The organism is Streptomyces sp. NBC_00554, from assembly GCF_041431135.1.
Lineage (GTDB): Bacteria > Actinomycetota > Actinomycetes > Streptomycetales > Streptomycetaceae > Streptomyces.
In genome coordinates, this window is the sequence record NZ_CP107799.1 from 9572113 (window position 1) to 9584212 (window position 12100).

Consider the following 12100-nt stretch of genomic DNA (forward strand, 5'->3'; position numbering starts at 1 on the left):
CTCCTCGGGAATACCTGGAATTTCAGGGGGACATCAAGGGGATTCAGTGCGCGAGACGCACGAGCATCTTCCCGAGGTTGGCACCCCGGAAGACATCGAGAAGTGCGTCCACGGCATGATCGAGACCGTCCACATAGGTCTCCTGATACGTCAGTTGGTCGTTCGCCAGCCATTCGGCGGCCCGTGCCTGGAATTCACCGGCCAGGTCGTCGTTGTCGTACACGATGAATCCCTGGAGCTTCAGCCGTCGCACGATGGCGAGTCCCAGATTGCGCGGCCCGTGGATCGCGCTGTCGTCGTTGTACGACGCGATGGAGCCGCACAGGGCGAGCCGGCCGAAGTCCCGCATGTGGGTGAGCGCGCCTTCCAGATGCTCGCCGCCGACGTTGTCGAAGTAGACGTCGATGCCGTCCGGGGCGTGCTTGGCGAGTTGTTCGGCGACCGGTCCGTCGTGGTAGTCGAAGGCGGCGTCGAAGCCGAGTTCGTCGAGGAGGTAGCGGACCTTCTCCGGTGAGCCGGCCGAGCCGATCACCTTGGCCGCACCGAGGTTCTGGGCGATCTGGCCGACCGCGCTGCCCACCGCGCCCGCGGCTCCGGAGACGAAGACGATGTCGCCCGGCTCCAGTTCGGCGATGCGCACCAGGCCCGTGTATGCGGTAAGACCGGTCATGCCCAGCACACCGAGGTAGGCCGAGGCTGGGGCGCGGCCGGTGTCGATCGGTGTGGCCTGTACGGCGTCGACCACGGCATGCTCGCGCCAGCCGTGGTCGTGGACGACCATGTCGCCGACCGCGAACGCGTCGTCGGAGGACTTGATCACCTCACCGACGGCCCCGCCTTCAAGGGGCGCGTCGACCGCGAAGGGCGGGATGTAGGACTTGCCTGCGTTCATCCGGCCCCGCATGTACGGGTCGACCGACATGACGGTGTTGCGGACGAGGATCTGCCCGGGGCCGGGCTCCGGCAGTTCGGTCTCGACCAGGCGGAAGTTGTCGTGGGTGGGCCAGCCGACCGGCCGGGAGGCCAGATGGATCTCACGGGTCACGAATGTCATCCGGCCCTCCCGAGGACCTCATGGGTGGCGGCGAGGGATCTGTCACCGAGTCCGGCGGCCTGTGCCGCCCGGAGGTTCGCCAGGAATCCGGCGGTGATGTGCGCGGGGTGGCCGATCGCACGGGCGGTGTCAGTGATCAAGGCCATCGCCGCCTCGTAGGTGTGGATGGTGGCCTGATCGGTCTCGTAGGCACCGGACATGATCTGTCCCGCGCCCTCTGGGATCTCCGCGCGGAGCAGATCGAGAAACCGCAGGGCGTGGACGGCGAGCCGGTCCGCCGGAACCCCGTGGTGGGAGGCGTAGGCGCTCGCCTCGTAGAAGGCGCCGAGGGCGGTGCAGAAGAAGCTGCCCGTGGCGGCGGTGTCGATGACATTCGCCTCGTGGATGGCCGCCGAGGTATGGACCGTTCCCGAACCCATCGCGGCGAGTACGTCGCGGCACGTGTGCCAGGCGGCCTCGGGGCCGGAGACCAGGATGTCCGCCGTAGTGCCGACGTCCTTGGGGTACGCCAGAACCGCTCCGTCCAGGTAGGTCATGCCCGTGGACGCGAAGCTCTTCTCCATGTCCGCCGCCGCGTCGGCGTCCCCGGTGGTGAGGTTGAGGAACACCGTCCCGGCGGCCGCGCACCCCGGGGCTATCGACCTCACGACCTCCCCGACCGCCCGGTAGTCGGACAGCACGGCGACCGTCACTTCTCCCCAGGCCACGGCCTCACTCGGCGTCCATACCGTCCGGGCACCCTGGTCCGCGAGTGCCACGCACTTGGCCGGGGTGCGGTTCCACACGGCCACGTCGTGTCCGGCATCGACGAAGGCTTTCGCCACCGCCGATCCCATGAGGCCCATGCCGAGCACGCTCACCCGCGTCGCTCTCACAGCGCGATCCAGGTCGTCTTCAGGGCGGTGAACTTCTCCAGCCCGTGCACGCTCTTGTCCGCGCCGTGGCCGGACAGCTTGCGCCCGCCGAACGGGACCGAGTAGTCGCCTTCCTCGAAGCAGTTGACCCAGACCAGACCGGCCTCGATGGCCCGCGACATCCGGTGGGCGCGGCTCAGATCGCCGGTCCACACCGACGAACCCAGGCCGTAGTCGGAGTTGTTGGCGATCGCGATGGCCTCGGCCTCGTCGGTGAAGGTGAGGACGGAGAGGACAGGACCGAAGATCTCGTGCTGGGCGAGCCGGTCGTCGGGCCGGACGTCGACGAACACCGCTGGTTCGACGTACCAGCCGGGCTGGTCGAGTGGCTGGTCGGAGCCGAGGACGAGCTTGGCGGAGGTCTCCGAGCCCTTGGTGATCTCGGCCAGCACCTCGTCACGGTGGCGCCTGCTCGCCAGCGGGCCGAACTGCGTGGCCGGGTCCAGGGGGTCGCCGATGCGGAGAGCTTTGAGGTGCTCGACCACACCCGCGACGACCTCGTCCCGTACGGACTCGTGGACGATGAGCCGGGACCCTGCCGTACACATCTGACCGGAGTTGAAGGCGATCGCCCAGGCGGCCGTCCTGATCGCCTCGTCCATGTCGGGGGCGTCCGGGAAGATGATGTTCGGCGACTTGCCGCCCAGCTCCAGCCAGACCGGCTTGGCGTTGGACTCGCCCGCGTAGGTCAGGAGTTGCTTGCCCACGTCGGTGGAGCCGGTGAACGTCAGAGTGGCGATGTCCGGGTGCCGGCCGAGAGCGGCGCCGGTGACCGGGCCGCTGCCGGTGACGACCTGGAGCACTCCGGCCGGAACGCCCGCCTGGTGGGCGAGTTCCGCCGCGCGGAGCATCGACAGGGGCGACTGACTGGCCGGCTTCAGTACGACGCTGTTCCCGGCGATCAGGGCGGCGGGCACCTTGAACGTCGACAGGGTCATGGGGAAGTTCCACGGGGTGATGGCCGCGATCACCCCCAGGGGCTCCCGGGTTACCAGTGCCAGAGCGTTCTCCCGGCCGCGCGGAGACTCGTCCATGATCTTGTCGGCGAGTTCCCCGTACCAGCGGATGAGGCCGATGACGGTGCGCATCTCGACGGCCCAGGCGTCGGTGACCGGCTTGCCCATCTCCAGCGCTATGAGAAGCGCGAGCTCGTCGCGGTGCTCCTCCAGCAGGTCTGCCCAGCGGATCAACACCTCGCCCCGCTCACGCGGCTGGAGCCGTGACCAGCGGCCGCTGACGAAGGCCTGGTGCGCGCTCTTCACGACCGCGTCGATGTCGGCCTCGTCGGCGGCCGGAAGGTGCGCGACGACCTGGCCGTCACGCGGCGCCGTGAGAGGAGTGGTCGCCCCGCTGCGGGCACCCGCCCAGTCGCCGTCCACCCACATTCCCTGGGGAATGCGTATGGACTGGAGCAGGGCGAGCCATTCGTCCTTCGTCGTGGGTGCGGGCTTGCGTGTGCTGCTCATGGGTATCGCTTTCCTCTCAACGAGCTCACCGGGCTCAACGGGCCGTGGCCAGACCGGCGTTGCGGTGTTTGTCGGATGCGGCTGCCGTCAGCCAGGCGAAGCCGGGGTCGGTGGTCTCCTGCCATTCGGGATGCCACTGAACGCCCAGGACGGGCCGACCCGGCAGCTCGATGGACTCCACGACACCGTCGGAGGCCCGCCCCGAGACGACCAGCCCGCTGCCAAGGGCGTCCACCGCCTGGTGGTGCCAGGAGTTGACCTGCGCGCTCTCGCCGTACACCGACGCGGCCAGCGAGCCGGGCGTGAACGTCACCAAGTGATCTGGTTCGCCGTCGGTCAGAGCCTCGTTCGGCAAGTAGTGCTCCACCGCGCTCGGCGGCAGGTCGGGCACGAGGCGGCCACCGAGCGCCACATTGAGCAGTTGGTGCCCCCGGCAGACCCCGAGCACCGGCACGCCGCGGTCGATCGCGGCGCGGATCAGCGCCGCCTCGTACGCGTCGCGCTCGACGTCGTGGGCCATGGTGGCGTACCGCGGGTCGGCGTCGGCCGGCACCGTGCTGTCGTCCCCGCCCCACAGGCGAGGGTGGACGTCCTGGCCACCCGTGATGATCAGGCCGTCAAGACGCTCCACCGCTTCCGCGGTTCCCGCCTCGAACGGCAGATGTACGGGGATGCCGCCGGCTTCGGCGACACAGCGCGCGTAGTCGGAGAAGAACGAGTCGAAGTGACGCCCGGCGAACCTCTTGTCCATGCCGTGGACCAGGCTCGCGCTCAGCCGGCGTCCGGTGATTCCCACCAGCGGTCGCATCAGATCTCCCCGATGTCGGCGACCACCCGGGTCGCGTTGCCCGAACTCAACGACGCGAAGCCGCTGTTGATGTCGCGCAGGGTGACGCGCTCGGAGACCATCTCGTCGAGCAGCAGCCGTCCCTGCAGATAGAGGTCGACGTACCGGGGCACGTCCACCTTGAACTGGTTGGATCCCATGAAGGAGCCCTGCAGCCGCTTCTCCTGGAGATAGAGCTCCGAGCCCTTGATGGCGATGGGCACGGTGTCCGGCACCATGCCCACGACCGTGGCGAGGCCGCCGGGTCCGACCATGGAGAATGCCTGTCCCGCTGTGACACTGTTTCCTACGGCCTCGAAGCTGAAGTCGGCGCCGCCGCGGGTGAGTTCGCGCACCGCCTCGACCGGATCCACGTCCCGCCCGTTCACGGTGTGGGTCGCGCCGAACCGCTCTGCGGCCTTCAGCTTTTCCGGGACGATGTCCACGGCGATGACCTGAGCGGCGCCGGCGATCTTCGCGCCCTGGATCGCGGCCATGCCGATGCCACCGGTACCGATGACCACGACGCTGGTTCCCGGTTGGACCCGCGCACTGCGGAAGACCGCGCCGAGTCCGGTGGTCACCGCGCAGCCCAGAATGCTCGCGGTGGCCAGAGGCATGTCCTGGGGGATGGTCACGAGGGCGTTCTGGTGTACGACCATGGCCTGGGCGAAGGCCCCGATCCCCGCTGTCGGACGTACTGGCTGCCCTGCGGCGTTGAGCAGGCGTGGCCTGGGCCTGTCGTGCGAGAGTCCATTGCGGTTCTCGCACAACGTCAACTGGCCGTTGGTGCAGTACCGGCACCGTCCGCAGAACACGGACAGGCAGGTCACCACGTGGTCGCCCGTACGCAGCCCGATGACGTTGGAACCGGTGGCTTCCACGACCCCGGAGGCCTCGTGCCCCAGGAGGATCGGCGGCTCCGTCTCGAACGTCCCGTCGATCTCGTGCAGATCCGAGTGACACAGACCCGCGTTGACCACTCGGACCAGCACCTCATCGGGTCCGGGGGTGTCCAGCTGGAGCTTCTCGATCTCCAGCGCGCCGGGTGCGGTGTTGAGGACCGCCGCCTCGATCGTCGCCCCCATCACGGCAGCTCGAAATAGCGGTTGGACTCCCACTCGGTGAGACCCGTGTCGGGGTCGCCGCCCGTGGTGTGGAACTGCAGCCATTCCCACTGCCTCGTGCCGAGCCAGTAATCCACGAGTTCCTGACCCAGAACACCGGTCAGGAGCGTGTCGGCCCGCAGTGCCTCCGCGGCCTTGCTGATGGTGTTCGGGATCTTTGGCATCCCCGGCGGAAGGCACCAGGCCATGTCGTCGAACGGCTCGGGCGGATCGATCTTGCCGTCGAGCCCGGCCACTCCGCCGGCCAGTACCGCGGCCAGCACCAGATAGATGTTGGCGTCGGCGCCGGGCGTCCGGTACTCCAGGCGCGAGTACTTCGGGTGGCCCACGACGGCGCGTACCGCCGTGCTCTTGTTGGCCACGCCCCAGGCGACCGTCGTCGGCGGTCCTTCCAGTTCCTGCAGGCGGCGGTACGACGTGATCGCGGGGAGCGCGAACGAGGTCGCCGGAATCAGGGTGGCCATGACCCCGCCCAGGAAGTGGGTCATCACCTGCGACGGGCCGAACTCGTCGTAGAAGGCGTTCTCGCCGTCCCGCTCCAGCGAGACGTTGATGTGCGAGGCCTGCCCGTACTCGTCGCACCACTTCGCCATGAACGTCACACAGCGGCCCTGCTCGAAGGCGACCTCCCGCATGACCTGACGGGTACGTGCCCAGTAGTCCGCGGCCGTCACCGGATCGGCCGGTGCGACGTTGAACTCGATCTGCCCCGAGGCGGCTTCGTCGCCCCAGGCCTCCCACGGGATACCCAGTTCCTCCAGCCGACGGGCGACCGCCAGCATGTAGTCCTCCCAGTCCTTGGACTTGGCGAGGTGGTAGGCCGAACCGGCGCTCCCGCCCAGCGGAGTGAGGCCGCGATAGCCCTTGTTCCGGGCTTCCTGGATCGACTCCTCGAAGACGGTGGCCTCGATCTCGACGGCGACCTTCGCCTCGTATCCGCGTTCGGCGAGCAGCTTGGTCATCCGCTGCAACGCGTTGCGCGGACATGCCGACACCGGATTGCCGTCCGGGTCCCAGAATCCGCCGATGACTGACGCCCGCCCGGGTGACCATTCGACGAGCGTCGACAGGTCGGCGTGCAGGAAGATGTCGGCGAGGTCGCCCCGCCAGGAAGGCATGGCGAACCCGAACTGCGGGGCGTTGCCCAGATCGAGCCCGAACGCCACGTCGGCGAAGGCGAATCCGGACTTGAGCCCGGACGTGAACTTCCGTGGCGAGACGTTCTTGCCGATGAACGAGCCTTCGAGGTTCGTCCCTTCGATCCGGACGCTGTCGATGCGGTGTTCCGCGAGCCAGGCGTCGATGTTCTCAGGCATGGAACCTCACCTTCAGCGAAGCGCCCGCCATGACGGACAGTTGGGTCATGGTGCCGCGAACGGCCAGTGAGCCCGTGTAGACCTCGTCGAGGAACACGTCGGTCCCCGACAGCACGCGGGACAGCTTCTCGGCCTCGCCGCTCAGGACGTATCGCGGCAGACCGCCGCCGAGGACCAACTCCTCCTCCTCACATACGACGACTAGTTCCCGTGGCATTCCGGGGTCCCGGGAGGTCATCTCCCAGAACCGCGAAGCCGCGTCCCGCCAGTGCGGCAGCGGCGGTTGGAGGAGTCGGAGAACTGTGGTCACAAGCGGCGCGTCGGGCTCTGCTCCGTCGACCGACTCGACGGCGAAGCGGTCGGTCAGGTCGACGGTGAGCACGACGTGCGGATCGGATGCGATGCCATGACCAACCCCGACCTGGATTTCTCCGAACCGGATGGTGACCGCCTGCGGGTCGTCCTTCGACTTGACGACGACCGTCTCCCGGAGGGACGCGATCAGGCGAAGTGACTCCGGGTCACGCGTGCCGGCCCGAAGGGTGCGGCCGACCGTCAGCACGAGCGGGGTCGGATCGTCCTCGAGTACCACCGAAACAGCGGGGTCGGTCATGGCCGACTCTCCAATCGTGTCGATCTCTTGGTGCAAGTTGCAGACGAGGGGAGTCAGAACTTGAGGTACTCGGCGAGCTCGGTGTAGTCGACCTGCCACAGGCCGGGGGAGCCGGTGGGGTACTGGGAGCGGAAGCCGATGAGGCGCTGCACGTGCTCGGGCAGCGACCGGGCGAGCTCGCGGTCGACGATGAAGGGGTAGGCCTCTTCGGGGGTGAGGAATCCGGGCTGCAGGGCGAAGGCGACACCACGCCGGTAACAGTCCGCGGTGCGGTTGGCTCCGCCGCCGTGGGCGACCTTGCCGTTGATGAACAGGACGTCACCGGCCTGCATTTCGGCCGGGATGGTCATCTCGGGGGTGCCGCGGTCCTCGTAATCGGGCCAGTGGTTGCTGCCCGGGATGACGCGGGTGGCGCCGTTCTCGTCGGTGAAGTCGGTCAGCGCGATCAGGAAGTTGATCATGACCATGGGGCCGGCCGGGCCCATTCCGACGAACGGGTAGTTGTTCTCCAGGTCCCGGTGGAGCGGCTGCGCCTTGTTCCCGGGGCCGATCTCGATGACCTGGGCGGTCGTCATCCAGTACGAGCCGGACTCCTCGTTGAAGATGGCGTCGGAGAGGGGCTTGACCAGCTCGTGGTCGATGATCTCCTCGCGGAACGTCTTGCTCAGGGTGACGAGGTTGGTCAGCCGCTTGGTGTTCGTTCCGTGGAAGTCGGCGATGCCTTCCATCTCGTTCGTCGTGCCGGGGCTCAGTGCCTGCATCGCGGGCTCGACCTCGGCGTTGAACCGGCTGACCTGGTCGGGGGTGAGGAACTGCTTGATGATCACGCCGCCGTCGTCAGCCACGATCGCGAGGATTTCCTCGATCGGGGTGCTGTTCGGCACCGATCGCAGTGTGACGTTCGTGGTGGTAGCACTCATCGCTGATCATCCCTTTTCGCACCGAGGTGGGTGTGTGTTCGACGGGTGTGACATGGGGGTGCGGGCCCCGGCCGACCAGGCATCGCCGCTCTGTCGCGACGGAGCCGGCAGCCTGCGCCGACGGCTTCTGATCAAATGACCAGATCGTATGACCAGAATGATTCACGGCCCTGGACGTGTCAATGGCCCGCTGCGATTCGCCGAAGGTGGCCCGTACAGGAGATGAAGTCCGCGGGTCCGGGTGGAGGTTTCGGGTGCGTTGCGAATGCCTCACTGCCTGCGGGAAGGCCACGTCAGTGGGCTCTGGTGAACACCGCGCAGGGGCTGCTACGCGCCGTCCGTCATCCACGGGTCTCACTCGACGCACCGGACGGACCGCCTCGGACGGGGCGCAGTTGTCACGCGGGGACGGCGTGGTCCGGCAGCGAAACTGCTCGGTGATCTCGTTCTGAGGCTGTGCGGTGAGCTCGATGGGGAGGACGGTCGTCCGGGGCGCCCTGCGCCAGTGCTCCGCCGTGATCAATCGCTGGAGCAGATCACGCAGTTGCCGGGCGGTGACGGTGGCGGTGTCGTCACCGGGCGCCGGGCGGAGCGCATCCAGGGGCGCGGTCCATGAACTGCGGACGGCCTGCATGCGGGACACGTCCGCCGGTATTCGCTCGGCCGTTCTGGACCGCACGCCGCAGTTGGTCCAACTGGTTCAGTGAGAGGGTCTCGTGCCGGAGCTGCCCGCCTGCCGCGCGCAGGCGAGCAGCCCGCTTCACGAGCCCGACGTGAAGGTCTCCGTCGTCCAGTCTCCGAGGAGTCGGATCGTCCGCTCCGCCCGCTCCTCGTGGAGATAGTGGCCGGTTCCGGCCCAGTGATCCACGCGGGAGCCCGGCACGTGCAGGGTGGTGCGCTCCCAGGCCGCGGCTTCCTCGGACGTCCACACGGTCAGCGCGGGCTGCGGGCGTCGCCGCAGGTACTTCTCGCTGTGTGGGCGGATGCCGACCGCGCCGGGGTCCGCGTACATGCCAGCGTATGACTGGGCGATGACGTGGTCCGGCGTGCCGAGCATGCTGCGGACGTGGGCCGTGCGCAGCCCGGCCGGGGCATCCGGCGCGAAGGCCCCGGCCACGAAGGAGGCCGCCGCGAGGGCGCCGTTCGCCTGGTACTCGGCCAGTCGGCCGGGAATTCCGTCGACCTCGCTGCCGTGTGCGCCGTGAGCCGGGTCGAGGGCGACGACCGACCGTACGGTCTGCGGATGGCGGACGGCGAGCAGGTTGACCACTTGGCCGCCCATGGAGTGCCCGACGGCGACCACGGGTCCGGTGCCGAGGGTGGTGACGAGAGCGGCGAGGTCGTCGGCCATCTCCACCGGGGTGTTGCCGTCCTGCGGCACCTCGGAGCGACCGTGGCCGCGCAGGTCGGGCACGATGACGTGGAACGTTCCGGCGAGTTCCTCGGCGTGCCGCGACCATTCCCTCCCGTCGCCGCCCCAGCCGTGCACCAGGAGCAGAGCGGGGGCGTGGGCAGGGCCGAGACAGGTGCAGAAGAGCCGGATGCGGCCGAGGTCGGTCACTGGGGGGTCTTCCCGGTAGACGGCGTACGCGAAGTCGGCGTGTGCGTCAGAAGGGACGGTGGCGTCGGGTTCGAGCGGCATCGTGTCGCCGAGGGCAAGGATGTCCAGGAGCGAGTGTCCGCGCCGGCCGGGGGAGTCCTCGGGCTGCGCTGCGGTGGCCTGCGGGGCCGTTGCCCGGCCGAGGCCGGGCACGGCGACGCCGTCCGTACCGGCGTACTTGAGTACTTCGCGACGTCCGGGTGCGTGCGACACGGCCGGTCCTTTAGACCGACCGGCAAATGGGGGGCGGCGTCGCGGGGCTGGGCACGCACATCTGCGGCGTTGTCGTCAATCACCATGGCTCCGCCATGCCTCAATCCTCCGCCTTGCAGCTGCACGCACCCAGCCCCGCTCCTTCTCCCACCCCCCATTTGCCGGTCGGTCTTACTTGAGACTGCCCATGAGGATTCCGCTGCGCCAGTACTTCTGGAGCGCGAACATGAAGATCGCCAGCGGAATGATCGACAGCAGGGAACCGGTGAGGACGAGCGTGTTCATGTCCCGGGCGGTCTGTGCCTGCTGCACCCAGGAGAAGAGGCCCAGGGTGACGGGGAAGGTGCGCTCGCCGTTGAGCATGAACAGGGGCAGGAAGAAGTTGTTCCAGATGTTGATGAAGTCGAGCATGAAGATCGTGACGCCACCCGTGCGCATGAGGTTCAGCGCGACCGAGAAGAAGATCCGCGTCTCGCCGGCCCCGTCGATCCGGGCCGCTTCCATCAGCTCGGTGGGCACGGAGGTGTCGGCGTAGACCTTGCCGAGGTAGACGCCGAACGGGTTGATGAAGTACGGGATCAGCACGGCCCAGATCGTGTTGGTGAGCCCGATGTCGGAGAAGACGAGGTAGAGCGGGAAGGCGAGCAGAGTGCTCGGCAGCAGCGAGGCGCCGACGATGACCGCGAACAGGGCACCCCGGCCCCGGAAGCCGAATTTCGAGATGCCGTACCCGGCGGCGAGTGAGATGAAGGTGGAGCCGGCCGCGCCGACGGTGGAGTAGAGGACGGAATTGCCGATCCAGCGCCCGAACACGCCGTCGTGGTAGTTCCAGATCGCCTGGAGGTTGTCGACGAAGTGGTTGCCGGAGAACCAGAGGCCGAAGGTGGAATACAGGTCGGTCTGGTTCTTGGTGGACGACACCAGCAGGAACCACGTGGGCGCGATCGAGTACAGCAGGAAGACGATCAGCAGTCCGGTGGTCAGGGCCATCGCACCGCGAGTGGGACGTACCCCGCCACCGGAGGCACCGGCGGCCTTGTTCGGGCGGGCCGCCCGGGTGGCGCTGCTCATGACATCTTCCTGTTCGTGACGCGGTAGAAGACGAAGGCGAGGATGCCGGTGACCACGGCCAGGACCAGCGACTCGGCCGCCGCGTACTGGTAGTTGCCGGTCTTGAACGCCTTGTCGAAGATCTCCATCATCGGCGTGAAGTCGGTGCTGATGGACTCCGGCGCCACATACCTCAGTAGCAGCGGTTCGGCGAACAACTGCAGTCGGCCGATCAGCGAGAACATGCCGGTCAGCACCAGGATGCCGGTGATGTTGGGCACCTTGACCGACCAGGCGATCCGCCACTCGCGGGCCCCGTCGAGCCGGGCCGCCTCGTACAGCTCGCGAGGCAGCGCCTGCAGCGACGCGGAGATCAGGATCATGTTGAAGCCGATGCCCTGCCAGGTCAGCAGATTGCCCAGCGACAGATAGGTGTTGAGGCCGCCGAACAGCGAGAGATGCACCCCCGCACGGGCGGCGACATCGACGATCGGGCTGATCGTCGGGCTGTAGAGGAACAGCCACATCAGGGTGGACACGACACTCGGGACGACGTACGGGATGAGCAGTCCGGCCCGGAAGAACCGCACCGCCCGCGCCGCTACCCCGTCGAGGAGCAGCGCCAACAGCAGCGAGATCGCCAGCATGACGGTGATCTGCACGAGCCCGAAGAGCAGCGTGCGCATCATGCTCGACCAGAAGGCGCCGTCGGACAGGACCGCCGAGAAGTTGGAGAAGCCGGTGTAGACGACCTTGGTCGGGCCGAAACCGAGGCCGCTGCTCTTCTTCTCGTGCAGGCTCTGGCCGAAGGCGTAGGCGATCGGCAGGACATAGGTGAACAGGAAGCCCACGAGGAAGGGCAGGGCGAAGAGTACGCCCTTGTAAGCTCCCCTCCTTCCGGTCCGGCGGCGGGAGGACCGTCGGACCGGGGAGCCGGCGGCGACTCGGGGCGGTCGCGTCAGGGTGGACACGGATGTCTCCAGGTGAGGTACGTGCGGGTG

Annotated in this window: 11 protein-coding genes; all 11 read right to left on the reverse strand. The window is 68.0% G+C overall.

Annotated features, from left to right (window positions below; translation table 11 throughout):
• Positions 1 to 43 precede the first annotated feature (43 nt).
• The 11 genes from OG266_RS42565 to OG266_RS42615 all read right to left on the reverse strand — a co-directional run bounded on the left by OG266_RS42565 (position 44) and on the right by OG266_RS42615 (position 12070).
• Positions 44 to 1054 carry an NADP-dependent oxidoreductase gene (locus tag OG266_RS42565; protein WP_266469988.1) on the reverse strand — a complete coding sequence of 337 codons (1011 nt, stop codon included), beginning with the start codon at positions 1052 to 1054 and terminating at the stop codon, positions 44 to 46.
• The gene (locus OG266_RS42570; RefSeq protein ID WP_371553162.1) at positions 1051 to 1941 is read right to left on the reverse strand and encodes an NAD(P)-dependent oxidoreductase; all 891 of its coding nucleotides are present in this window, start codon (positions 1939 to 1941) and stop codon (positions 1051 to 1053) included. Before OG266_RS42570 ends, OG266_RS42565 begins: the two co-directional genes overlap by 4 nt.
• Positions 1926 to 3434, reverse strand: coding sequence for an aldehyde dehydrogenase (locus OG266_RS42575; protein WP_371552212.1), 1509 nt, complete (start codon positions 3432 to 3434; stop codon positions 1926 to 1928). Before OG266_RS42575 ends, OG266_RS42570 begins: the two co-directional genes overlap by 16 nt.
• A gap of 34 nt (positions 3435 to 3468) precedes the next feature.
• A complete protein-coding gene (locus OG266_RS42580) occupies positions 3469 to 4242 on the reverse strand; it encodes a gamma-glutamyl-gamma-aminobutyrate hydrolase family protein (protein ID WP_371552213.1) in 774 nt (257 codons plus the stop codon).
• Positions 4242 to 5348, reverse strand: coding sequence for a Zn-dependent alcohol dehydrogenase (locus OG266_RS42585; protein ID WP_371552214.1), 1107 nt, complete (start codon positions 5346 to 5348; stop codon positions 4242 to 4244). The genes OG266_RS42580 and OG266_RS42585 overlap by 1 nt, the downstream gene beginning before the upstream one ends.
• Complete coding sequence (locus OG266_RS42590; RefSeq protein WP_371552215.1) at positions 5348 to 6703, reverse strand: glutamine synthetase family protein; 1356 nt, start codon at positions 6701 to 6703, stop codon at positions 5348 to 5350. Before OG266_RS42590 ends, OG266_RS42585 begins: the two co-directional genes overlap by 1 nt.
• On the reverse strand, positions 6696 to 7316 hold the full coding sequence (locus tag OG266_RS42595; RefSeq protein WP_371552216.1) for a hypothetical protein: 621 nt from the start codon (positions 7314 to 7316) through the stop codon (positions 6696 to 6698). The genes OG266_RS42590 and OG266_RS42595 overlap by 8 nt, the downstream gene beginning before the upstream one ends.
• Before the next feature lie 53 nt (positions 7317 to 7369).
• A complete protein-coding gene (locus tag OG266_RS42600; RefSeq protein WP_371552217.1) occupies positions 7370 to 8236 on the reverse strand; it encodes a phytanoyl-CoA dioxygenase family protein in 867 nt (288 codons plus the stop codon).
• Positions 8237 to 8996: 760 nt separating this feature from the next.
• Entirely contained in the window at positions 8997 to 10049 is a 1053-nt protein-coding gene (locus tag OG266_RS42605) for an alpha/beta fold hydrolase (protein WP_371552218.1), read from the reverse strand.
• Positions 10050 to 10220: 171 nt separating this feature from the next.
• Positions 10221 to 11120, reverse strand: coding sequence for a carbohydrate ABC transporter permease (locus OG266_RS42610; RefSeq protein WP_371552219.1), 900 nt, complete (start codon positions 11118 to 11120; stop codon positions 10221 to 10223).
• Complete coding sequence (locus tag OG266_RS42615) at positions 11117 to 12070, reverse strand: carbohydrate ABC transporter permease (RefSeq protein ID WP_371552220.1); 954 nt, start codon at positions 12068 to 12070, stop codon at positions 11117 to 11119. The genes OG266_RS42610 and OG266_RS42615 overlap by 4 nt, the downstream gene beginning before the upstream one ends.
• Between the last annotated feature and the right edge of the window lie 30 nt (positions 12071 to 12100).